The 23,730-nt window shown below is 62.6% G+C and carries 21 protein-coding genes; 14 read left to right on the top strand and 7 right to left on the bottom strand.

Annotated elements, in window-relative coordinates; translation table 11 throughout:
* Positions 1–17 precede the first annotated feature (17 nt).
* Positions 18–887 (bottom strand): tryptophan 2,3-dioxygenase, encoded by an 870-nt coding sequence (gene kynA, locus AC6I97_RS13140; protein ID WP_497945074.1) that lies wholly within the window; start codon positions 885–887, stop codon positions 18–20.
* A 132-nt stretch (positions 888–1,019) separates the two neighbouring features.
* Between kynA and AC6I97_RS13135 the strand changes: the two genes are divergently transcribed.
* The 6 genes from AC6I97_RS13135 (at position 1,020) to AC6I97_RS13110 (ending at position 5,705) form a co-directional block, all read left to right on the top strand.
* A complete protein-coding gene (locus AC6I97_RS13135; protein ID WP_224090180.1) occupies positions 1,020–1,526 on the top strand; it encodes an HAD domain-containing protein in 507 nt (168 codons plus the stop codon).
* Between the two features lie 179 nt (positions 1,527–1,705).
* Entirely contained in the window at positions 1,706–2,911 is a 1,206-nt protein-coding gene (locus tag AC6I97_RS13130; RefSeq protein ID WP_224090181.1) for an inorganic phosphate transporter, read from the top strand.
* Positions 2,908–3,129 carry a hypothetical protein gene (locus AC6I97_RS13125; protein WP_216925815.1) on the top strand — a complete coding sequence of 74 codons (222 nt, stop codon included), beginning with the start codon at positions 2,908–2,910 and terminating at the stop codon, positions 3,127–3,129. Before AC6I97_RS13130 ends, AC6I97_RS13125 begins: the two co-directional genes overlap by 4 nt.
* 92 nt (positions 3,130–3,221) lie before the next feature.
* Positions 3,222–4,220 (top strand): hypothetical protein, encoded by a 999-nt coding sequence (locus AC6I97_RS13120; protein WP_224090182.1) that lies wholly within the window; start codon positions 3,222–3,224, stop codon positions 4,218–4,220.
* The gene (locus tag AC6I97_RS13115; RefSeq protein WP_224090183.1) at positions 4,217–5,146 is read left to right on the top strand and encodes a hypothetical protein; all 930 of its coding nucleotides are present in this window, start codon (positions 4,217–4,219) and stop codon (positions 5,144–5,146) included. The genes AC6I97_RS13120 and AC6I97_RS13115 overlap by 4 nt, the downstream gene beginning before the upstream one ends.
* A 13-nt stretch (positions 5,147–5,159) precedes the next feature.
* Positions 5,160–5,705 (top strand): dihydrofolate reductase family protein, encoded by a 546-nt coding sequence (locus AC6I97_RS13110; RefSeq protein WP_224164342.1) that lies wholly within the window; start codon positions 5,160–5,162, stop codon positions 5,703–5,705.
* Between the two features lie 22 nt (positions 5,706–5,727).
* Here AC6I97_RS13110 and AC6I97_RS13105 read toward each other — a convergent pair whose 3' ends face one another.
* Positions 5,728–6,192 carry a hotdog fold thioesterase gene (locus AC6I97_RS13105; RefSeq protein ID WP_223932901.1) on the bottom strand — a complete coding sequence of 155 codons (465 nt, stop codon included), beginning with the start codon at positions 6,190–6,192 and terminating at the stop codon, positions 5,728–5,730.
* A 160-nt stretch (positions 6,193–6,352) separates the two neighbouring features.
* Here AC6I97_RS13105 and polA point away from each other — a divergent pair, with 160 nt between their 5' ends.
* The 4 genes from polA (at position 6,353) to rpsA (ending at position 13,180) form a co-directional block, all read left to right on the top strand.
* Positions 6,353–8,995 carry a DNA polymerase I gene (gene polA / locus AC6I97_RS13100; RefSeq protein ID WP_497947083.1) on the top strand — a complete coding sequence of 881 codons (2,643 nt, stop codon included), beginning with the start codon at positions 6,353–6,355 and terminating at the stop codon, positions 8,993–8,995.
* Between the two features lie 81 nt (positions 8,996–9,076).
* Complete coding sequence (locus AC6I97_RS13095) at positions 9,077–10,417, top strand: GNAT family N-acetyltransferase (protein WP_224090185.1); 1,341 nt, start codon at positions 9,077–9,079, stop codon at positions 10,415–10,417.
* A gap of 48 nt (positions 10,418–10,465) precedes the next feature.
* Entirely contained in the window at positions 10,466–11,500 is a 1,035-nt protein-coding gene (locus AC6I97_RS13090) for a polysaccharide deacetylase family protein (RefSeq protein ID WP_497945073.1), read from the top strand.
* 204 nt (positions 11,501–11,704) lie between these two features.
* Positions 11,705–13,180, top strand: coding sequence for a 30S ribosomal protein S1 (gene rpsA / locus AC6I97_RS13085; protein WP_216925808.1), 1,476 nt, complete (start codon positions 11,705–11,707; stop codon positions 13,178–13,180).
* Between the two features lie 112 nt (positions 13,181–13,292).
* On the opposite strand, the gene AC6I97_RS13080 is transcribed toward rpsA, so the two are convergent.
* Both AC6I97_RS13080 and AC6I97_RS13075 read right to left on the bottom strand, forming a co-directional pair.
* Entirely contained in the window at positions 13,293–13,799 is a 507-nt protein-coding gene (locus tag AC6I97_RS13080; RefSeq protein ID WP_224090188.1) for a GNAT family N-acetyltransferase, read from the bottom strand.
* Entirely contained in the window at positions 13,789–14,475 is a 687-nt protein-coding gene (locus tag AC6I97_RS13075; protein WP_224090190.1) for an IMPACT family protein, read from the bottom strand. The genes AC6I97_RS13080 and AC6I97_RS13075 overlap by 11 nt, the downstream gene beginning before the upstream one ends.
* A gap of 22 nt (positions 14,476–14,497) precedes the next feature.
* Here AC6I97_RS13075 and coaE point away from each other — a divergent pair, with 22 nt between their 5' ends.
* The 4 genes from coaE (at position 14,498) to AC6I97_RS13055 (ending at position 20,406) form a co-directional block, all read left to right on the top strand.
* Positions 14,498–15,739, top strand: a complete 1,242-nt coding sequence (coaE, locus tag AC6I97_RS13070; protein ID WP_224090207.1) for a dephospho-CoA kinase — start codon at positions 14,498–14,500, stop codon at positions 15,737–15,739.
* 29 nt (positions 15,740–15,768) lie between these two features.
* Positions 15,769–17,865, top strand: a complete 2,097-nt coding sequence (gene uvrB, locus AC6I97_RS13065; protein ID WP_224090213.1) for an excinuclease ABC subunit UvrB — start codon at positions 15,769–15,771, stop codon at positions 17,863–17,865.
* A gap of 166 nt (positions 17,866–18,031) precedes the next feature.
* On the top strand, positions 18,032–19,060 hold the full coding sequence (locus AC6I97_RS13060; protein ID WP_224090214.1) for a TerC family protein: 1,029 nt from the start codon (positions 18,032–18,034) through the stop codon (positions 19,058–19,060).
* Positions 19,061–19,089: 29 nt separating this feature from the next.
* On the top strand, positions 19,090–20,406 hold the full coding sequence (locus AC6I97_RS13055; protein WP_497945072.1) for an MFS transporter: 1,317 nt from the start codon (positions 19,090–19,092) through the stop codon (positions 20,404–20,406).
* Positions 20,407–20,452: 46 nt separating this feature from the next.
* Here AC6I97_RS13055 and AC6I97_RS13050 read toward each other — a convergent pair whose 3' ends face one another.
* The 3 genes from AC6I97_RS13050 to AC6I97_RS13040 are packed head-to-tail and all read right to left on the bottom strand — an operon-like array spanning position 20,453 to position 23,719.
* Complete coding sequence (locus AC6I97_RS13050; RefSeq protein WP_497945071.1) at positions 20,453–21,802, bottom strand: alpha/beta fold hydrolase; 1,350 nt, start codon at positions 21,800–21,802, stop codon at positions 20,453–20,455.
* Complete coding sequence (locus tag AC6I97_RS13045; protein ID WP_224090217.1) at positions 21,795–22,307, bottom strand: GNAT family N-acetyltransferase; 513 nt, start codon at positions 22,305–22,307, stop codon at positions 21,795–21,797. The genes AC6I97_RS13050 and AC6I97_RS13045 overlap by 8 nt, the downstream gene beginning before the upstream one ends.
* A gap of 29 nt (positions 22,308–22,336) precedes the next feature.
* The gene (locus AC6I97_RS13040) at positions 22,337–23,719 is read right to left on the bottom strand and encodes a CoA transferase (RefSeq protein WP_497945070.1); all 1,383 of its coding nucleotides are present in this window, start codon (positions 23,717–23,719) and stop codon (positions 22,337–22,339) included.
* Between the last annotated feature and the right edge of the window lie 11 nt (positions 23,720–23,730).

Here is a 23,730-nt window from a genome sequence, read left to right as displayed (position 1 = left end):
GCTTGGCGGGTGTTTGCTTAGTTGCCGATCTCAGTACGGACGGCGTACAGCTCGGGGAAGAAGGTGAGGTCAAGGGCGCGTTTGAGGAAGTCGACACCTGAGGAGCCGCCGGTGCCCACCTTGAACCCGATGGTCCGCTGGACGGTGCGCAGATGCCGGAACCGCCAGGCCTGGAAGTTGTCTTCGATGTCCACGAGGTCTTCGCAGGCCTCGTATAGGCCCCATTGGGTATCATCCGATTCGTAGATCTTCTGGAAGACCGGAACCAGATCCTTTCGGAACGTCCAAGGCTCGCTGGTGTCCCGCTCCAAAATGTCGGCCGGGATGTCGTATCCGGCCCGGGCGAGCACCGCCAGGAAGGCGTCGTACAGGGTGGGTTCATCCAGGAGCCGGCTGAGCAGCGCATGTGCTTCGGGGTCGCTTTCGAAAACGCGCAGCATGCCCCTGTTTTTGTTGCCCAGCAGGAATTCAACCCCGCGGTATTGATACGACTGGAAACCTGAGGAACTACCCAGGAATCCGCGGAACTGTGCATACTCGCGGGGCGTGAGCGTGCCCAGGACCGACCACTGTTCTGTCATGGTGCGCTGGATGGCCTTGACGCGGGCGATGCATTTGAGCGCCTTGCCAAGGTTGTCCTGGTCAAAAAGCCTGCGGGCTTCCAGGAGCTCATGCAGGACGAGTTTGAGCCACAGCTCACTGGTTTGGTGCTGGATGATGAACAGCAGTTCGTCGTGGTGCTCGGGCTGGCTGAGCGGATGCTGCGAGTTGAGCAGGTGGTCCAGGTCCAGATAACCGCCATAGGACATTGCATGCCGGAAATCGGTGCGCACTGAGTCTTCTATGTGGCGGACACTTTGGGAGGAATGGACTGGGGGCTTTTCCATACCTTCGAGATTATCACTTCCATGACGAACGTCAAGCGAATGATTTCGCCCCGCACGTTCTTTCCCCTGACGTTCGCCGCAGTGCCGTACGCTGGGCTTGGTAGACCGGAACGCGGGGAAGGGAGGACGACCATGGCCTCCAACATGCCGGTGTCCATATATTTGGACGTCGACGGCGTGGTGAACCCGTTCGGCCCCCAGGGCGTCACTGATTGGGGTGGTGAATGGAAAATCGCCGACGCCGGCATCCTTGACGTCGCGTTCGCGCCCGAGGCAGTGGCCGAACTCAACGAGCTGGCAGAGCATCCCTTCGCCCGCTTTGTATGGCTCACCACCTGGGAACGCCTTGCCCCGGAGTTTCTCTGTCCTGCCATTGGACTGAAGGGCGAGGATTGGCCTGTCCTTACCAGCCAGGGGTGGGACCAAAGCGCGGAATGGTGGAAACTCGGGGCGCTCCAGAAGGACCTGGCCGCGATGGGAGCCGAGCGCTTCGTGTGGCTTGACGACCAACTTGGCCAGGAGTCAGACGCCCGTTCCTGGGCTGAATACCACCAGGACCGTGTGCTTTGCATCTCACCGGATCCACGCAAGGGACTCTCCCGCCGCGATCTTGCCGCGGTCCGTACCTTCCTCGGTTGACCGAAGCGACGGTACCTGTTTGGCCGCTCGGTGGTTGGCACGTAGGATTCTTAAGGTTTCAAGCCCGCCGGATAGAGTGCGGCAAGTCCAGTCAGGTGAACAATGGCTGAACTATGCTGTGCATGGCAGGTATGGGGAAGTGGAACTGCTGAACGTCGACTCTGCAGATTGGGCAACAGGTGGAAATCACCTTCATGGTCGCGCTTGTCATAGCGTTGGCCCTATTCTTTGACTTCACCAACGGCTTTCACGACACAGCCAATGCGATGGCTACGCCTATCGCTACGGGGGCGATCAAGCCCAAGACGGCGGTTGCCCTGGCAGCCGTGCTCAACCTTGTTGGGGCGTTCCTTTCAACCGAAGTGGCAAAAACCATTTCCGGGGGACTCATCCGGGAAGGCTCGGACGGAATCCACATCACACCGGACATCATCTTCGCCGGTCTGATGGGTGCAATCCTCTGGAACATGGTCACGTGGCTCAAAGGCCTGCCCTCCAGTTCCTCGCACGCATTGTTCGGTGGCCTTATCGGCGCCGCGGTGGTGGGTATCGGACTGCACTCCATCAACTTTGAAACAGTGCTGCAGAAGGTGATCCTGCCAGCTGTCTTTGCACCCCTCATCGCCGGGGCCGTAGCGTACCTTTGCACCCGCCTGGCCTACGCGCTGACCTCCCGGCACGACCCCGAAACGGGTGACAAGCTCACGCAGAAGCGCGGTGGTTTCCGGACCGGCCAGATCTTCACGTCCAGCCTCGTAGCCCTCGCACACGGCACCAACGATGCCCAGAAGACCATGGGCATCATCACCCTGGTCCTCATTGCAGGAGGCACGCAGGCTCCGGGATCCGGTCCGCAGTTCTGGGTCGTGGCTGCTTGTGCTTTGGCCATCGCCATCGGCACTTATGCTGGCGGCTGGCGCATCATCCGCACCATGGGTTCAGGCCTGACCGAAGTAAAGCCGGCGCAAGGCTTCTCGGCCGAAACCAGCACGGCCTCAGCCATCCTGGCTTCTTCCCACCTGGGTTTCGCGCTCTCCACCACGCAGGTCGCCTCCGGTTCCGTCATTGGCTCAGGTCTGGGCCGAAAGGGCACCTCCGTTCGCTGGGGCACTGCCGGCAAGATCGCTTTGGGTTGGCTGTTCACCCTGCCGGCGTCGGCCATCGTGGGTGGGCTTACCGCGCTCCTGGTGAACATCGGCGTCGTGGGTGTCGTCATTGCCGCGGTCGTCGGTAGCGCCGCCGTCGTCTTCATGTTTGTTGCGTCGCGTAAATCGCATGTTGGCCACCACAACGCAGTGGAAGTTGAAGAGGCCGGCCACGCCGTGAAGTTCAGCAAGAAAAAGAAATCCCGAAAGTCCGTCAACAACAAGGATGTGCAGCGATGAAGTGGCTGGAATTGCTTCAGGTTGCCGGCGTCACGCTCGTTGCTGCTGTGACCCTGGTGGTTCTCTACTCCCTGGGAGTACGCCTCACCGCAATTGCCGGTGACGCCCAGCAGAAGTCGCCCGGACTCGTTCGCTCCCTGGCGGCCGTATGCTTTGGCATCTGCGGACTCGCCGTGCTGTTCGGCATCTACTTGATCGTGCCCTACTTCGGAAAGTAACCGCCTCTCTGGCAGCAAAGTCCATTCGGGAGAATAATCAGCAGTGAAGTTACATCACTGCGTGATCGTGATCCGGCAGATGTGGGGCTGTCATGAAGTGCCATTCCCGAAGACATCGCATCGGACTGGCGCTCGTTCCGGTCCTGATGCTGGCACTTTCTGCGTGCGTTCCCAACAACACCCCACAGGGCAGTCCATCTCCCAATCCGGCTCCGCCCGCCACCAACGCAACATCACCAGCGGTCCCCACCGCCCTCGCTCCCACCGCCGGGCAGCCCGCAGGTCCGGCCGGACCGGGAGCACCCCAGGCAGAAGCGCCGGTGGTGCGCTGGGTACCCATTGGGCCGGTAGGCCCCAACGATCCCACAGCCGGTCAACGCTATCTCCTGCTGCAGCAATTCCAATGCGATGCGCTGGCCAAGAGCCTGGAAGGCGCCGAAGATGTTGCCGTGTGGCAAGCCGCCGCCGCTGTCTGCAAGGCACTGCAAAGTGGTGTGCAGCAGGACTGGCAGCGCGCTTCGAATGCCGTTGCAGCTACACCGCGCATACCGCAGACCCAGTGTCTTGAGTTCACCGTCGCCGCAACGTCAGCTTCTGCGGTCGCCCAACACCGCAGCAACCCGGGAGTCCAACTAAAGCCTGAAACCGCCCCGGGTGAAGCTTGCCCGCGGCACCTGAGCGGCCTCACGGTAGTAGACAACGACCTGAAGCCAGTGGCAGGCACAGCGCGTGCCTCCGGCCCCCGGTCAGGCGGCACTGTGGTCAGGCTGGATGGCTATTACGTCAGGGTCGGGGACATCCTGTTCGACGGCGTCCCCGCAGCTCCCGAAATAGTTGCCGGAGGAGGGGACTACGAAACGCTGTATCTGAGGATGCCGCCGTCCGATGGCCGCGCCGCCGTCCGCATTTCCATTACGGACACCGTGGACATCAGCGGAACAGTGACGTTTTTCTATGATGATTCCGCACCCACCGGCACGGGCCCGGGTGGAACGCCCGAAACCAATGGAACCCAGCCAAGCGCTGAGCCCACGCGGAGCGCCCCGCCGGCCATCCCTTCTGTCGGTGCGTCCCCCACGGCAACTCCATGAGCGCCGCCCAGGAGCCCGCTGCCTCACAAGAATCCGCTGCCTCTCAAGAATCCGCTGAGCGGAGCCTGGTCAACAACCGCTGGCAGCGGACCCTGGACGTCCTCTCCGTCATAGGTCCGCCCCTGACCGTGGCCACGGCGTTGTTGGTCTACTTCGGCTGGGCGCGTACGGATGCCCAGGCGAAGGCCATGGGCCTGGACGTCAGCCTGTTTGGTTATACCGTGCAGGACTTTATTCTGCGGAGTATCCAGTCGCTCTTCCAGCCGCTGGCCTGGCTCGTGGTGATCGGGTTGTTGTGGCTCATGGTGGACCGGCTCGTTTCCCGGCTCCTGGGCGCCGCACGCCACCGGACGCTTCTGCGAAGGGCCGCCCTGGTGGTGTTGGTTGTTGGTTTCGCCTACGCGGCGGTGATGTGGGTGGCGATCGTGACCCAGCCGGGACGGATCCTGCTCTACGCACCCTTCCTCATCGCCGCCGGCTTGCTCGTGGGGGCATGGGGGCTGAGCGTGCGTCGGCGGGCCGCTGATCCTGCCCAGAGGATCCTCCGCGCCACCACTCCGAGATCGCTCGAAAGGTCCCTTGTGTTCGTCCTGGTCACCCTGCTCCTTTTCTGGGGTACCTCCGATTACGCGCAGGCCCTTGGGCGGGGCGCGGCCATCGATTACCAGGAAAGATCCAGCCTGCTGCCAACGGCCGTGGTCTACAGCAAGGAGCGGTTGGCCGTGACAGCGCCCAACGTCCATGAGGACTCGGCTGGTACGGACGCTGAGCCGTTGTACCGGTACACGGGTTTGCGGCTGCTGGTGGTCAGTGGAGGAAGGATCTTCCTGCTGAACGATGGATGGACGCTTGCCCAGGGCCGGGTGGTGGTACTGCGTGATGATGGCAGTGTGCGTGTGGAGTATGGGAACGCCAGCGCCAACTGACTAGTGTGGGGCCATGTCGATCTTCCAGTATTACGTGGCGTCCACCGTGGACGGTTTCATTGCTTCCGAGGATGACGATCTCGGCTGGCTCCTGCAATTCGACCAGGTTGAAGGCGTGAGCGGCAGCTATGAGTCCTTCTTCGCAGGTGTGGGTTGTGTCGCCATGGGCGGCGGGACCTACCGTTGGCTCATGGAGCACGAGCCCGGCAAGTGGCCGTACCCGGACATCCCCTGTTGGGTGTTCACGCATCATGAGTACTCAGCTCCGGCCGGTTCCAATGTCACGTTCGTCCGTGGGGACGTGCGCGAGTTCGCACCGGATCTCCTCGCCGACGCCGGAGACAAGAACGTCTGGCTGGTGGGCGGCGGCGACCTCGTGGCCCAGTTCGCCAACGCCGGCTTGCTCCACGAGATGATCGTCACCATCATCCCGGTTGTCCTTGGCGCCGGTAAGCGGCTGCTGCCGCTGAAGGGCCCGACGGCGCCACTTGAGTTGCTCTCCTCGCGCATCCTTGGCGGGGCCGCGGCTGAACTGCACTACCGTATGCCGCCACGGTAGCTGTTAGGCAGCAACTCCCGGATCAGTGGCGGTTGTTCCGGATCATGTTGGTAATCCGGGCGGTTGAAAGCCTGCGACCTTTTTCATCGGTGATAACGATCTCGTGGGTGGCCAACGTCCCGCCCAGGTGGATCGCCGTACATGTGCCGGTTACCGTGCCGCTTGCAATGGAGCGGTGGTGCGTTGCGCCAACTTCGATTCCTACGGCGTGCCGTCCCCTGCCGGCGTGAAGCGAGGCAGCAAATGAACCCAGGGTTTCGGCGAGGACCACGTGGGCTCCGCCGTGAAGGATGCCGGCTACCTGTGTGTTCCCTTCCACTGGCATGGTTGCCACAGTCCGCTCGGCACTGAGCTCGGTAAACCGGATCCCCATTTTCACCACAAGGGAGCCGACGCCGTGCCCCGAAAGCCAATCATGGAACTCTTCGGGCACACCTGCCTCGTTCAGTTCGTCGACAAACCGGTTCGGCGTGAAATTGTCCATCATGCCAACTAGGCTGGCACCTGTGAGTGAAACAACCAAACCGGACCAGGTTCCAACGGCCCAAGCTGCTGCCATTGCAACAGCACCCACCCCCTCTTCCACCGCTTCATCCAGCACCACGGGGGAGGGCCGGCCCAGGTTGCTGGTCCTGGATGGCCATTCCATGGCATTCCGGGCCTTCTACGCCCTTCCTGCTGAAAACTTCTCTACCGCCAGAGGCCAGCACACCAACGCCGTGCATGGATTCACCTCCATGCTCATCAACCTGATCAAGGACCAGAAGCCAACGCACGTCGCCGTGGCGTTCGACGTCTCTGACGACACCACCTTCCGCAAGGCCGAGTACAGCGAGTACAAGGGTGGCCGCAACGCGACGCCTGCGGAGTTCCAAGGCCAGATCGCCCTCATCGCCAGGGTCATGGAGGCCTGGGGTATCAAGACCATCGCACTGCCCGGCTACGAGGCTGATGACATCCTGGCCACTCTAGCTGCCCAGGCGGATGCCGCCGGCTTTGAGGTCCTCCTGGTCTCGGGGGACAGGGACTCCTTCCAGCTCATCAATGACAACGTGTTTGTGCTCTACCCCAAACAGGGCGTGAGCAACATCCCCAAGCTGGATGCCGCGGCCATTGAGGAGAAGTACTTCGTCAAGCCTGCCCTGTATTCGGACCTCGCCGCACTGGTGGGCGAATCCGCGGACAACCTTCCGGGCGTACCGGGCGTGGGGCCAAAGACCGCCGCCAAATGGATCAACCTCTACGGTGGCCTGGAGGGCATCCTGGAGAACCTGGACGCCATCGGCGGCAAGGTGGGCGGGGCACTCAAGGAGAACCTGGAGAACGTCAAACGTAACCGCAGGCTGAACCAGCTGCTGACGGACCTCGAACTGCCCGTCGGGCTGGAGGACCTCCACGAGCCGCGCCCCGACCGGCAGGCCATCGAGGAACTGTTCGAGGAACTGGAATTCCGCACCCTGCGCGCCCGGTTGTTCGATCTGTACGGTGACGACACCACCGGTGCCGCCCCGGACACCATCGAAGCCCCTGAGTTTGCCACGCTCAAGGACGCCGCTGAGTTGGAGGCCTTCTTCAGCGCCGGCTCCGGCACACGTTCCGCGATTGCCATCCAGCCCGTCCAAGGCCGCATAGGCGAGGATGCCAACGCGTTGGCAGTGGTCCGGAACAATGGCGCTGCCTATATCGACCTCACGGAGTTGGATTCAGCAGCCGAGCCGGTGCTGGCCAACTGGCTCCGGGATCCTGAAGAAGCCAAGGTGGTGCACGAGTTCAAGGCCGCCCTCAAGGCCCTGCACAACCGTGGCCTGGGACTGGAAGGCGTGGTTGATGACACCTCGGTTTCCGGATACCTGATCCAGCCTGACCGCCGCAGCTACGACCTCCCTGAACTCGCCCAGGTCCACCTCAAGATCTCCCTGGGCGTTGTAACCGCGTCGGCCGGGCAGTTGGAGCTGGACCTCATGGGAGGCAGCGACCAAGCCGCAGCCGCAGCGCTCGTCCAGCAGGCCGCCGTCGTGCATGCCCTCAGCAAGCACTTCGAGAAGGAACTCGCCGACCGCAAGGCCGACGCCCTGCTGACCACGCTGGAGCTCCCTGTGTCCCGCGTCCTGGCACAGATGGAACTGACTGGTATCTACGTCTCCATGGACCGCATGAACGAGCAGCTTGCGGACCTCACCAAGGTGATCGAGAACGCCCAGGAGCAGGCCTTCGCCGCGATCGGGCACGAGGTAAATCTGGGTTCGCCCAAGCAGCTGCAGACCGTCCTTTTCGAGGAACTCGGCCTCCCGAAGACCAAGAAAATCAAGTCCGGCTACACCACGGATGCGGCATCGTTGAAGGCCCTGCTGGAGAAGACCGGCCACGAGTTCCTGGTGCAGCTCATGGCGCACCGGGAATCGTCCAAGCTCGCCCAGATGGTGGAAACCCTTAAGAAGTCCGTGGCGGACGATGGGCGCATCCACACCACCTATGCGCAGAACATTGCTGCCACGGGCAGGATCTCCTCGAACAACCCCAACCTGCAAAATATCCCGGTCCGCAGCGAAGAAGGTCGCCGTGTCCGCGGGATCTTCGTGGTCAGCGAAGGGTATGAATGCCTTCTGTCCGCTGACTACTCACAGATCGAAATGCGCATCATGGCCCACCTATCCGGTGACGAAGCACTGATCCAGGCATACAGGGACGGGGAGGACCTGCACCGCTTCGTGGGCTCGCGGATCTTCAACGTCGCTCCTGCCGAGGTCACCAGCGCGATGCGATCCAAAGTGAAGGCCATGTCCTATGGACTGGCTTACGGGCTGACCTCATTCGGCCTCTCAAAGCAGCTGGAAATTTCCGTGGACGAGGCCCGGACGCTGATGAAGGACTACTTCGATCGCTTCGGCGGCGTGCGCGACTATCTCAGGGGCGTTGTGGACCAGGCGAGGGTGGACGGTTACACAGCCACCATTGAGGGTCGTCGCCGTTACCTCCCGGACCTCACCAGCACCAATCGCCAGGCCCGGGAAGCAGCCGAGCGAATTGCCCTTAATTCGCCCATCCAGGGTTCCGCCGCCGATATCATCAAGCGGGCAATGTTGGGTGTTTCGGCCGAACTTGCGGGCCAGGGCTTGAAATCGCGGATGCTCCTCCAGGTCCATGATGAACTCGTACTCGAGGTCGCACCGGGAGAGCGCGAGGCTGTCGAGAAACTCGTGGTGGAGCAAATGGGGGCTGCTGCTGAGCTGTCAGTCCCGTTGGACGTCCAGCTCGGCGTGGGCTCCAGCTGGTATGAGGCCGGCCACTAGCCGCGAGACCTTCCAAGGATCGTCGGAGGGCGCGCCGCCTGAATGGTGGCGCGCCCTCCGGCGTCTGGCTAGGCTCGGGGCGTGGCTGATCCCAATGAAAGATATTCCGAAACGAGTTCCGCCGAAAAATATGCCGGGAAATACAGGGTTCAACAATTCCCTGCCGTAGCTGATCGCGAGGACCCCGCCTACTCCCGCTGTGCCGCGTGGGTCCAGGCAGTCTCGCACGGCTTCCACCAGCACAGGCGCGACGACGACTACATCGCCAAGACGCTGGGGGCTTACCGCACGGACCGCCGCGAATTGACCGGGGTCTACATCAAAGGAGACGTTCCCCAGTACGCTCTGGGCGCGGAGGTTCCGGTGGCCACGTACGGCACCATGCGCAAATCCCTGAACATCGGGTTTGGCCGGCAACTGGAATCAAACCTGGTGACCAACGTGACTGTGCGTGGAACGCACCGGCGCAAAGGGCTGCTCCGGGGCATGATCACCGCTGACCTTGCCGGCGCAAAGGACGATGGCCTCGCCATGGCAGCGCTGACGGCCTCGGAGGGGTCCATCTACGGCCGCTTCGGTTTTGGCGTGGCTACTTTTGAGCGCAGCATCAAGGTCGATACCGGCCCTCGTTTCCGCCTCAAGGGGCAAGCGACAGGAACGGTAGAGGTGGCTGATCCGGCCGTTCTGCTGGACGTTGCGCCACAGGTCTTCGAACACGTCCAGCGGGTAACTCCTGGCTCAGTAGACCGTCAAGAGTACTATCGCTTGCTGGCTTCCGGAGCGATCGGCCATGACGGGAAGCCGGACACCGGGGTCAGAAGCGCCCTGCACTACGACTCCTCCGGGACACCGGACGGCTACGTTTCCTATCGCTTCAAGGGCTGGGACGCCAAGCCGTACACCATGGAAATCGTGGACCTCGTTGCTGGTACCAATGCGGCCTACCTCGATCTCTGGCGCTTCCTTGGGAGCATCGATCTCATTGACCAGGTGACGTGGGCCGAGGCCCCCGTGGATGATCCGTTGACGTGGGCCCTGGAAGATCCCAGATGCTTGGATTCCTCGGACGTGCGGGACATGTTGTGGTTACGGATCCTGGACGTTCCGGCAGCGCTGTCCGCCCGCCGGTACCCGGCTGCCGGAAAGCTGGTCATGGAAGTCTCGGATACGCTTGGCATGGCTGGTGGCACGTGGGCGTTGGAGTCCGACGGCGGTGCTGCCGCGACCGTCACCGAGGCATCCGGCCAGGAACCGGATCTCTGGATGGATGTCGCCGATCTCGCGTCCATCTATCTTGGTGCTGTGTCCCCGGTGACGCTCACTGCTGCAGGGCGGATGCGTGAAGGCAAGCCCGGTGCCGCATTCGCAGCCCAGCAGCTTTTTGCTGTGGAGCGGCCGGCACACTGCCTCACCCATTTCTAGAAATACACTTCTACAAAGAGCTCACAGACCCAATAGACAAGGACATCCATGGGGGATTCCAAGCGGCGGCCGCTGGCCGGCCGGCGATCAGTGCTGCTTGGAATGGCGGGACTGGCATCTGCCGCTCTGGCGGCTTGCGCGGACAATGGGAGGTCGGCATTCCCGGACGGCGCGGGAGCAGGGCCGGCGTCGCCTGTCACCCAGCCAAGCGCACCGGGTGCCGGCCCTGCGACGCCACCGCCTTCGATCGCTGCACTCTCAAGCGAGCAGGCCGCCGCGGCCATCGCCGCCAAACCCGGCGGCGGTGAAGGAGGCAGCGGTGAGGGAGGCGACAGCACTGTAGCTCCGCCGTCGAGCGTTCCTGCATCGCCAGCCACAATCCCAGGCAAGCCGCAGATCCTGGCGGAATTTGGTCCCCTGCGGCCCCAGGAGTGGGGCCTTCACGTTACGGGTGTGGTGAACAATTCTGCCTCGCAGCATGTGGCCCTGACCTTCGACGCCTGCGGCGGCCCCGGCGGAACCGGCTGTGACCACAAATTGCTGAAGTCGCTCCGCAGCCTCAACGTCCCGGCCACGCTTTTCATCAACAGCCGCTGGATTGCCGCCAACAGGTCACTTGCCTCGGAACTGGCCGCCGAGCCTCTCTTTGAGCTCGCGAACCACGGGACACTGCACCTGCCCTTGTCAGTTAACGGCAGGTCCGCCTACGGCATTGCCGGAACGGCAAACCCGGCCGCAGTGTACGAGGAACTAATGGGCAACCAAGCCCTGATGCTTGAGTTGACCGGTGTTTCGCCTCGCTTCTTCAGGCCGGGAACGGCGTTCTACGACGAAGTCGCAGCGAGCATGACCCGCAGGTTGGGGATGCTCCCGGTCAACTTCACCGTGAACGGCGACGGCGGTGCCACTTTCACGCCGGCAACCGTCGCCGGGGAAGTGGCCAAGGTTGCTGCGGGGGACATCGTGATTTCGCATTTCAACAGGCCGGCCTCGGGAACTGCCGAGGGTTATGCGAAGGCTTTGCCTCGCTTGCTGGACCGCGGGGTTACGTTCGCGCGGCTCGGAGACGTCCTGCCTGTGTGAAGGCCTTCGTAGTCCTGCCGGGGTCCTTTTGACCCTGCTTTGCAGATACGACTAGAATAAACGGGCGTGTACTACGTGCATGCGTCCATTTTGTATTAATCCACAAATCAGGATGACCCGGTATTTTGCCGTGTTCTGCCGTCCGGACCCGGGCGGCAGCGGTTTGCCTGACCGACACACTATCCACAACGGAGCCCCTACTACATGACCATCACCTCCACCGAGAAGCCCGGTACCCCCGTAGTCGCCATTAACGACATCGGTACCGCTGAGGACTTCCTCGCAGCTGTCGACGCCACCATCAAGTACTTCAACGACGGCGACCTCGTCGAAGGTACCGTCGTCAAGGTCGACCGCGACGAAGTCCTGCTCGACATCGGTTACAAGACCGAAGGTGTCATCCCTTCCCGCGAGCTTTCCATCAAGCACGACGTTGACCCCGGCGAAGTTGTTGCCGTTGGCGATCAGGTCGAAGCTTTGGTTCTCACCAAGGAAGACAAAGAAGGCCGTCTGATCCTCTCCAAGAAGCGTGCTCAGTACGAGCGCGCCTGGGGCGACATCGAGAAGGTCAAGGAAGAAGACGGCGTCGTTACCGGTACCGTCATCGAGGTTGTCAAGGGTGGCCTCATCCTGGACATCGGCCTGCGCGGCTTCCTGCCCGCATCCCTCGTCGAGATGCGTCGTGTCCGCGACCTCGCTCCGTACATCGGTCAGCAGATCGAAGCCAAGATCATCGAGCTGGACAAGAACCGCAACAACGTTGTGCTGTCCCGCCGTGCATGGCTCGAGCAGACCCAGTCCGAGGTCCGCTCCACGTTCCTCAACAAGCTGGAAAAGGGCCAGGTTCGTCCCGGCGTCGTTTCCTCCATCGTCAACTTCGGTGCATTCGTGGACCTTGGCGGCGTAGACGGCCTCGTTCACGTTTCCGAGCTCTCCTGGAAGCACATCGACCACCCGTCCGAGGTTGTCGAGGTTGGCCAGGAAGTCACCGTCGAGGTCCTCGAAGTGGATCTGGACCGCGAGCGTGTCTCCCTGTCGCTCAAGGCTACGCAGGAAGATCCGTGGCAGACCTTCGCCCGCACCCACGCCCTCGGCCAGGTTGTTCCGGGTAAGGTCACCAAGCTGGTTCCGTTCGGTGCGTTCGTTCGCGTCGAAGACGGCATCGAAGGCCTCGTTCACATCTCCGAGCTGGCTGTCCGCCACGTGGAGCTCGCCGAGCAGGTTGTCTCCGTTGGCGACGAACTGTTCGTCAAGGTCATCGACATCGACCTCGAGCGTCGTCGCATCTCCCTCTCCCTCAAGCAGGCTAACGAGGGCGTTGACGCTGACAGCACCGAGTTCGATCCCGCTCTGTACGGTATGGCCGCTGAGTACGACGAAGAGGGCAACTACAAGTACCCCGAGGGCTTCGACCCCGAGTCGAACGAATGGCTCGAAGGCTACGAGACCCAGCGCGCCGCTTGGGAGCAGCAGTACGCTGACGCCCAGACCCGTTGGGAAGCCCACAAGAAGCAGGTTGCACAGCACGCTGCTGACGACGCTGCCGCTGCAACGTCCGGTGAGAGCGATTCCGGCACCACCAGCTACTCCTCGGAGCCGGCTGCTGCTGAGTCCAACGCCGGTACCCTGGCGTCCGACGAAGCTCTCGCAGCACTGCGTGAGAAGCTGACCGGCAACTAATTCCGCCACCCCTCACGGGATGCGCTGAATAGCCAAAGAAGGACCCCTGCCTTGCGGCAGGGGTCCTTCTGCTTAAGTCAGGCGCGATGGGCACAAGTGAAAAGAGCACTGCCTATCGGAGCGCCAGCCGCGCTTCCACTGAAGCGGCCTCGACTATGAGTTCGGCACCGAGGGAAGACAGCAGGGCTTGTGCAGCCTTGTTTCCTGGCGTCGTAGAGGCTTGCAGGACGGCGAAGCCCCGAGTACGCGCTTCGTCTGCCACCAGGTGGAGGGCCAGCCGCCCAAGGCCTTGGCCGCGGAAACTCCGGCCCAACCAGATGCCGGTTTCTGCGGAACCGGGCGCCGTTCGTTTCAGCCTGATGGAGCCAACCACCGCTCCGTCTGCCACCACAGCCCAGGTCTTCTCACGCGCAGGTCCTTCAAGTCCGGCTGCAGCGGCCCGGTGATAGGTGTGGAACCAGGCGATCCGCTCAGGGTTCCAGAACGGCGTCGAGCCCAGAGGGGGAGTGACCTCATCAGCGCTGGCTTGTACGAGCGCCAACGCAAGCAATTCCTTGAGCATCTCCTCATCAACGTCGGCCAGTGCCACGCGGGGTGCCACAGTTGATTCAGGGCACATCGATCCATTCCGTTCCTTCCGGCTGGAGCACCGCAGACCCGGCGGTTAACGCCGCGAGCCGTGCACCGGCGTCGGCCATTGCTGCCGGCTCATCGGGGAGCGCCAATCGCAGGACCGTCTCGTTGGCTCCGTAGCCGGTCTCCGCCATTACGTACCCGGCCGAGCGGAGGTCATTTTCCAGTCGCCCGGCGGCGGCATGCGGAACGCTGACGGCGTGTAGCCGCAGCCTGCGGCGCTGCACCAGCGGGGCGGCATCAAGGGCAGCCGAGACCGACTCCGAATAGGCGCGGACCAGCCCGCCGGTGCCCAGGAGAATCCCACCAAAATAGCGCACGACGACGGCGCTCACGTCGCTCAGATTAGTCACCCCGGGTGCTGTCTCACGCTTGAGCAGTGCCTCCAGCATGGGGATACCAGCCGTGCCGGAAGGTTCGCCGTCGTCACTGGATCGTTGAACCATCCTGTCCGGACCTACAACGAAAGCCGAACAGTGGTGCCGTGCGTCATGGAACTCGCGCCGCAGCGCAGCCACAAGTGAGCGTGCCGTATCTTCGTCAGGAGAGCGGCGGAGGACGGTGATGAAGCGGGAGCGGCGGATCTCCAGCTCGTGACGGAAATCAGGACCCTCGGCCAGCGTTGTGTAGGCCGTCGCGCGGCTGTCATCCTCAATTTCCACCGCTTCAGTCTAGTGTGGAGGGGTGTTGAAGATCGGGCTGACGGGCGGCATCGCCTCGGGAAAATCGCTGGTGGCGGCCAGGCTGCAAGAGCTGGGGGCTGTGCTCATTGATGCTGACGTCATTGCCAGGCAAGTGGTGGAGCCGGGAACTCCGGGCCTGGCCCGTGTAGTAGAGGCTTTTGGGCCGGAGATCCTGGACCCTCAGGGGAGGCTGGACCGGCCCGCCCTTGGCGCCATAGTTTTCCAGGATCCCGCTCGGCGGGAAGTGCTCAATGGCATCATCCATCCGTTGGTCCGGGAGTCCGCAGCGGCAATCGTCGCCGAAGCTACGGATGAAGACATTCTGGTCCAGGACATTCCCTTGTTGGTTGAGACAGGGCAGGGGAGCGCTTTCCATCTGGTAATCGTGGTGGACGCCCCGGATGACGTGCGGATTCAACGGATGGTCGGCCTTCGCGGAATGACCCATGAGGACGCGCGTTCCCGAATGGCGGCCCAAGCCAGCCAGGAGGCAAGAATCGCCGCAGCGGACATCGTCCTGGAAAATTCCGGTAGCCGGGAGGAACTGCTCGCCAAAGTGGATGACCTGTGGTTCGGGCGGTTGGTGCCCTTCGCTGAGAATTGCAGGCGTGGGGTTCGTGCCCGGCGGACAAACGGTCCGGTCCTGTCCGCCCCGCGAACCGACTGGGGCCTGCAAGCGGCCCGGCTCTCCTCGCGCATCCAGGCGGCAGCACCGGATGACATCCTCGCCGTGGACCACATTGGGTCTACGTCCGTGCCCGGACTGGCCGCCAAGGATGTTATCGACCTTCAAGTGACCGTTGCGGACCTTGACACAGCGGATCGGATCGCGCCTCGCCTGGCCGCTGCTGGATACCCACGTGTTCCTGGCGTGACCGCGGACACCCCGAAGCCATCACACCCTGATCCGGGCCAATGGCAAAAGCGCTTCCATGCCAATGCTGATCCGGGACGCCCAACCAACCTTCATGTGCGCGTTGCCGGCACGCCGGGTTGGAGATACGCGCTGTTGTTCCGCGACTGGTTGACGGCGGAACCTTCTGCTCTTGCCGTGTACGAGGCGCACAAACGCGAAGTGGCTGCACAGCATGCCACCGACCCCGGCACCGCTGGATACGCCGACGCCAAAGAGCCCTGGTTCACGGAGGTGGCCTGGCCGCTGATGGATGAGTGGGCCAGCCGCACCGGCTGGCAACCGCCGTCGTATTCTTCCGTTGCAGCGGGACATAAAGCAGGACAGTAACTGTCGGGGTGCAGGGGTAGATTGGTGTCATGAGTCTTGCCCAAGAGATCAACCGTGTCGTCGCGCCCTTCGAAGTCGTCAGCGACTACAAACCCGCCGGAGACCAGCCGGCGGCAATTGCGGAACTGACGGAACGCATCAAGAACGGCGAGAAGGACGTCGTACTTCTTGGCGCAACGGGCACGGGCAAGAGCGCCACCACTGCGTGGCTCATTGAGCAGGTGCAGCGCCCCACGTTGGTCATGGTTCAAAACAAGACCCTGGCAGCCCAGCTCGCCAACGAGTTCAGGGAACTCCTGCCCAACAATGCGGTGGAGTATTTTGTTTCGTACTACGACTACTACCAACCGGAAGCCTACGTACCCCAGACGGATACGTTCATCGAAAAGGACTCCTCGGTCAATGAGGAAGTTGAGCGCCTTCGGCACTCGGCCACCAATGCACTGCTGACCCGGCGCGATGTCATCGTGGTGGCCACAGTCTCCTGCATTTACGGCTTGGGAACGCCCGAAGAATACATTGCGGGCATGGTGACGCTCACCAAGGGCGCTGAAATGAACCGCGACCACCTCCTTCGCAAGTTCGTTTCCATGCAATACACGCGAAACGACATGGACTTCCACCGCGGCACCTTCCGCGTCCGCGGAGACACCGTAGAGATCATTCCCATGTACGAGGAACTCGCACTCAGAATCGAATTTTTCGGCGATGAAATCGAGAACATCTACACACTGCATCCAGTCACCGGCGAGGTCATCCGCGAGGAAACCGAGATGTACGTCTTCCCGGCTTCCCACTACGTGGCAGGACCGGAACGAATGGGCCGGGCGATCACAGCCATCGAAGACGAACTCGCCGAACGCCTGAAGGTGCTGGAGAGCCAGAACAAGCTGGTGGAAGCCCAGCGCCTGCGGATGCGGACCACCTACGATCTCGAAATGATGCAGCAGATGGGTTTCTGCAACGGCATCGAGAATTACTCCCGGCACATTGATGGCCGCGCCGGCGGTACGGCACCGCACTGCCTGTTGGACTACTTCCCTGACGACTTCCTCCTGGTCATCGACGAGTCCCACGTCACCGTTCCGCAAATCGGCGCTATGTATGAAGGGGACATGTCCCGCAAGCGCACGCTGGTGGACCACGGCTTCCGGCTGCCGTCCGCCATGGACAACCGGCCCTTGAAGTGGGACGAGTTCCTTGAACGCATCGGGCAGACCGTGTACTTGTCGGCCACGCCCGGAAAGTACGAGCTCGGGAAGGCAGACGGCTATGTCCAGCAGATCATCCGGCCCACCGGCCTGATCGACCCCGAAGTGATCGTGAAGCCTACCAAGGGACAGATCGATGACCTCCTCGGCGAAATCCGCCAACGTACTGAACGCGATGAACGTGTCCTGGTCACCACGTTGACCAAGCGGATGGCCGAAGACCTCACGGACTACCTCCTGGGCCATGGCGTCAAGGTCCAGTACCTCCACTCCGACGTCGATACTCTTCGCCGGGTGGAGCTGCTGCGCGAGCTAAGGATGGGAGTCTTTGACGTCTTGGTCGGCATCAACCTCCTGCGTGAAGGCCTGGACCTGCCTGAAGTCTCACTCGTAAGCATCCTGGATGCGGACAAGGAAGGCTTCCTGCGTTCCTCCACCTCCCTGATCCAGACGATTGGCCGTGCCGCTCGAAATGTGTCCGGCCAGGTGCACATGTACGCGGACAGGATCACGGACTCCATGGCCCACGCCATCGAGGAAACCAACCGGCGCCGCGCCATCCAGGTCAAGTACAACACCGACAACGGGGTTGACCCCCAGCCGCTTCGCAAGAAGATCGCTGACATCACGGACCAGTTGGCACGCGAAGACGCCGATACCCAGGAGCTCCTGAACAACAACAGGCTGGCCAAGGGAGCCAAACGTACGTCCGGCGCCAAAGGTGCAGCCACCGTCCGGAAGGACGGGCTGGCCGCAGCTCCAGCGGAAGACCTGGTTGGCCTCATCGAACAACTCACGGAACAGATGCATGGCGCCGCTGCCGAACTGCAATTCGAGGTGGCGGCCCGAATCCGTGACGAAGTGGGGGAGTTGAAGCGGGAATTGCGTCAAATGCAGTCTGCAGGGCACGCCTAAGGTAAGGTTATGGTCACGTAGGGGAGTATCCCAAGCGCTACGTCCGTCAGCACGCAAGGCACAGATGCCTCGCCGGACTTAGTGGGCCGCTGAACGTGCATTCACCGCACTGGCAGGCCGGAGAGACTTACACCGCTTTCCCGTACCCTGCGAAAGGCCCGCATTAATGGAGCTTCCAATCTGGTTTGAGGTCGGCTCGTTTGTCGCCCTCGGAATTATCCTGCTCATCGACCTCCTTCTGGTCGTCAAGCGTCCCCACGAACCAACAATGAAGGAAGCCGGCCTTTGGGTCGCTTTCTACGTTGCCTTGGCCCTGGTCTTTGCCGGTGCCATGTTCTACTTCACTGGCCCCGAATACGGCAGCCAGTTCGTCGCTGGCTGGGTTACGGAATACAGCCTGAGCATCGACAACCTGTTCGTCTTCATCATCATCATGGCCCGCTTCTCGGTGCCGCGGAAATACCAGCAGGAAGTGCTGATGGTTGGCATCATCATCGCACTGGTCCTTCGCGGTATTTTCATCGCCTTGGGCGCGGTAGTCATCGAGCAATTCAGCTGGATCTTCTACATCTTCGGCGCGTTCCTGCTGTGGACTGCCTGGAAGCAGGCCACGGATTCCGGTGAAGACGAAGAAGAAGGTGCCGAAAACCCCCTGGTTGCCCGGCTGCGCAAGGTCCTGCCGATGTCTGAAAAGTTCGACGGCGGCAAGCTCCGGACCACGGTGGACGGCAAGAAGGTCTTCACCCCGATGCTGATCGTCTTCGTGACCATCGGCATGACCGACCTCCTGTTCGCGGTGGACTCCATTCCCGCGATCTTCGGCCTGACCCAGAGTGCCTTCATCGTCTTCACGGCCAACATCTTCGCGCTCATGGGCCTGCGCCAGCTGTACTTCCTGCTGGGCGGACTGATGAGCCGCTTGATCTACTTGAAGCACGCCCTGTCAGTCATTCTTGCCTTCATTGGCGTCAAGCTCGTCCTGCACGCAATGCACGTCAACGAGCTTCCCTTCATCAACAACGGCCACCACATCGAGTGGGCTCCAGAGATTCCCACCTTCGTTTCGTTGGCGGTCATTATCGGCACGATCGTCGTAGCCGTCGTGGCCAGCCTGCTTAGCCCTGCCGCCCGCCAGTCCAAGCTGGACGCGCGGTTGGAAGAAGACGCGAAGAAGAGCTTGAGCGAAGCAGAGTAACCGGACTGTGAAGGTTGTAGTCTCGTGAAGTGACTACCACTTCTACTACGGCGCTGGACCCCCAACGGGTTCAGCGCCGTACTGTTTTCCTGCTCAGCTCGGCCCAGCTCCTAAGTGGAATCGGTAACGGCGCCACGTTATCCATTGGATCGCTCCTGGCCGTGGACCTGTCCGGATCCGAGGCGTGGGCTGGATCGATCACTACTGTGCTGACCCTCGCTGCAGCCCTGACTGCCCTACCGCTGGCACGTCTCGCGGAAGCACGCGGACGCCGGGTTGGCCTCGTCTCCGGTTTGGTCGCTGCCATGATCGGGGCGCTCCTGGTGATGGCATCCGTGGTGGTCGGATCCTTCCCGCTGCTCCTGTTCGCTGCCGGTTTCCTCGGTCTTGGTACAGCCGCCAACCTCCAAGCGAGGTTCGCCGCCGTCGACCTCGCCCACGCTGAGCACCGCGGCAGGTCACTGTCCACTGTTGTTTGGGCCATCACGATTGGGGCTGTCGCGGGGCCGAACCTCATCCAGCCCGGCGCCGCAGTGGGGGCCACATTGGGCCTGCCGCCGATTGCCGGACCGTTTGTCTTCTCGGCCGCAGGGCTGTTCCTGGCGGCGGTGCTGCTGTTTGCCGGTTTGCGGCCCGACCCGCTGCTGCTGGCACGGCGCTTGGTCCAGCAATCCGCAGGCGCCGGGACCCTGCCTGTCAGGGGCACAATCCGTTCCGGCCTGCAGGCTGTTCGTTCCTCGCCCCGGGCCATCCTTGGGCTTGCGGCCGTGGTCGCAGCACACGGCGTCATGGTGGCGATCATGTCCATGACACCCTTGCACCTGCAGCAGCTGGTTGGCGGTTCACATGCCGGCCATCACGGCGGAACAACTGACAGCACGGATGCCCTGGTAGTTATTGGGCTGACCATTTCGCTGCATATCGCCGGCATGTTCGCCCTATCGCCACTCTGGGGTTGGCTGACGGACAAAGCCGGCCGCATCCAAACCATCGCCATGGGCCACGGGCTTCTGCTGGTCGCAGTGCTGATCGCAGGAATCGGCCAGCAAGAGCCGGTGTTGGTCACCACCGGGCTGATCATCCTTGGCCTTGGCTGGTCCGCCGCGACCATTGCCGGATCCACCCTGCTTGCGGAGAGCGTCGCCGAAGAACAGAGGGTAACCGTGCAGGGCGTTTCCGATACGCTCATGGGCGCGGCGGGTGCCACGGGCGGCGCGACATCCGGACTCGTCCTCGCCTGGCTCGGCTACGAAGGACTGAACATAGCCGCTGGCGTGCTGGCCGCCGTCATGCTGGCCTTAACGGCCGCCACCGCTGCCCGGGTGCGCCGTTCACTCCCCGCATAGGAAGAATCCCTGTGCGGGAACAATCCCTGCGCTGGAAACGGGTGGGTTAGCGGGAACCCCGCACAAGCCCGAAGAGCCGCCTGAAGATGCCTTCGCCGTCTTCCCCTATGCCGTCATGGTGGAAGTCGTCCGTGACCCAGGTTTGAAGCCCACGGACTGCCGCGGCGGTTTCCATTGAGAGGTCATGGTCCACGTAGATATCGTTTTTGTAGACGGCGGCTGCTACTGGAACCTTGTTGACCGCCAACTGCTGGTGGTCGTAGAGGGGACACCAATCCGACTTGGCTGCCAGCAAGTCGGCTACGTCGCGAAGCGGGATTAGTGCCGGATCCTGTTCGAAGTACCAGGGGTAGACCATTTCGCCCGTGAGCAGGGGGGCTTCTGCTTCGGGTTTGAACTCCGGGAATTCTTCCAGCACGCGCCATGCTGCCCAGTCCGTGGCCTGCCCCTGCCCGTAGATCGATTCATGGAGGACCGCGTACAGAGGGTTCCCGGCCCGGCTCACCAGGGTCCGGACTTGCTCAAGGAACACCTCCGACAGGCGTTCGCCCAAAGGCGTTTCGATGAAAGCGTCCTCCAGGAGGTAGTGCAGGGAGTCCACCCGGGTGTTGCCGCCGAGGAACGATCCCACCATCTGGAACCGCTCGGGCGTCAGCCGTTCTCCGCTGGCCAGGAATTCCTCATGCTGCCCGAGGTGGCGGACGATCCTGGTGACAGTTTCGCGGTCTTCCGGATACCAGGCGAAGTACTCCGCGTTCCGCTCCGCCACCCGGCGGAAAGTGGCGCGGTAAACGCGCTCGGCGGGGCCGTGCAGCGGGGCAAGTCCTCCCGTGATGAGAACCTCCCGCAGCCCTTTCGGGGCGAACGACAAATAGGTCAACGCACAGAATCCACCAAAGCTCTGGCCCAGCACCGACCATGGGCCGGAATCCAGGGCATGCCGGATGAACTCGGCGTCAGCCACGATCGAATCGGCCCGGAAGTGCGTCAGGTAGTCAGCCTGGGCTGCGGCGTCACCCCGTAGCTCCAATGACTGCCGCTCCACCGGAGTGGAAAGGCCTGTGCCGCGCTGGTCCAGCATCAGGATCCGAAAATCCTTGGCCGCTGCCTTCATCCAACCTGAGAGGGAAGTGACGCGGTTCCCGCGTCCGCCGGGTCCACCCTGGAGGAACAGCAGCCACGGAAGTTTGGCGGCCTCCTCCGCGGAGTACTCCGTGGAGGAATACTCCCGCGCGAATACAGTGATCGTTTCGCCGGTCGTCTGGCCGTCCACAGCAGATGTGGCCAAACCGTGGTCCAGGGGGACCGTGAAGTAGTGCTCAGCGGTTCGGAGGCCTCGGAATTCGTGCCGGGCGCGGATGCGGTGTGCGTCGGCCACGGCCTGCAGATCAGCCATGGGCAAGAGCCTTGCTTCCGTTGGTGGCACCTGCCCCGAACGTTTCCAGCGCCTCGCCGGTCAGCCTGAACGTCGACCATTCATCCATGGGGAGGGCGCCAAGGTTCTTATAGAACTTGATGGACGGTTCGTTCCAGTCCAGGACGCTCCATTCCACCCGGGCATAGCCGCGTTCGACGGCGGTCGCGGCCAGATGCTGCAGGAGCGCCTTGCCATGGCCCTCGCCACGCGCTTCCGGAATAACGTAAAGGTCCTCCAGGTAGATGCCGTGGACACCCTCCCACGTTGAGTAGTTCAGGAACCACAGGGCGAAACCTTGCACTGTCCCGGCGGCATTCGCGGCCATGGTGGCGTACACCCGGGGGTTCTCTCCGAAGAGCACCTCGGTCAGGAGCTCCGGGGTGTTCCTGACGGCGTCGGGTTCCTTTTCGTAGATCGCAAGATCGTGGATCATACGCAGGATGGCGGGAACGTCTTCAACGGTGGCAGGGCGGATTACACTCATGCTTCCGAGCTTACTAGGGCCCGGGTCGCCTACCGCCAGCGCAGGGCGGAGGACCCGTACGTGACAGGAGGTTCTTGATAACCAAGGGGAACACCATCCACCGTGATGGGTGGGCCAACGTACCGGAGACGGCCGTAGGGGCTGTCCATCTCGTGGAAATCGGGCTCTGGCAGCTCGACTTCAGTCGCCGTGCCCGTCGAAAGGAGAAGTAACTCTTCCGCTGTCCGGGCCAGCGAAAGCCGGGCCGCTCCGCCACGTCCCGTACCCAGTCGCTGGACCAGCAAAGCGAACACTGCCGCCGCAAGGCCATAACCCGTGGCGTGATCCAGTGCCTGCACCGGTAGCGCCCCAGGCCTCCACCCGCCGTCGCCGGACTGGCCATATCGATCAGCTATCCCGCATGCTGCCTGCACGAGGCTGTCAAAACCTCGTCGCGCCTGCCAGGGACCGCCGTGGCCCCATGCGCCCAAGGCAACTACGACGAGGTCGGCGCGGCGCCGCAGCAGCGCGTCGGGGGTCAATCCAAAACGATCCAGCCCGCCGCCGCGATACCCCACCACCACAACGTCTGCCGTCTCCAGGAGGTCCATGACCGCAGCCAGATCATCGGGATTCCGGAAGTCTGCTTCGGCGCTGTGCTTGTCAAAGCCGGAGTCAATGAAGGCATCTGTCAGCTCCGGAAGGTGCGGAGGGTCTATCCGGAGGACGTCCGCGCCCAAGGCTCCAAGGAGCCGGGTTGCCACGGGGCCGGCAATGACGCGGGTCAGGTCAAGGACTTTGAGACCTGCCAAAGGACGTTCCGGTTCCGCGGCAGGAACCCACGACGACGGGCGGCTTGCTTCAGCGGATTGTCCCGGTTGATCGAAAGTGATCCACGGCCCCTCACTGGCCGCTTCAAACATAGGGGCGGCTACCCACTCTTCCCTGGTACGGACAGCGGCCGCTACGCCGTCGTTTCCCGCAATAAGGTGTTCGGCTTCCAAAGCCGTCATTGCCAGTAGTGCGCGGTCCACGTCGGCAGGTTCGCTGGCCGAGACCGCTTCCATGAGCCGGGCGGCGTGGTGTGGATAGTTTGCGTGGAGGCGGATCCAGCCATCAGCGGTTTTTCGAAAACCGGACAAGGGAGCGAACCCTTCAGCTTTCCGGCCACCTACGCGCAGGTGCCCCAGGGAATCGAACGCAGCCGCAGTGGGCCCCGCTGCCACAGAATACCGGTGCGTCGTTCCCATCAAGGCATTCAGGGCCGTAGCTGCAGCCCGCACCGCGCCCAAAGCCAGCCCTTCCACGTCCAGTGCAGGAACGCCATCTGCGCAGGGCCACCATCGTCGCGATCCGGTCCAGGGAGCCGCAGGTTGTGCGCTCATTACCTCCAGCGCCCGCAAGCTGCTGCCGAGATCGGGGACGGATTCCATGGGACTTCCTT

This window comes from Arthrobacter sp. TmtSoilC48, assembly GCF_059739425.1.
Note: the sequence above shows the minus strand (reverse complement) of the source record. Positions and strands in the feature narration are given on the sequence as shown.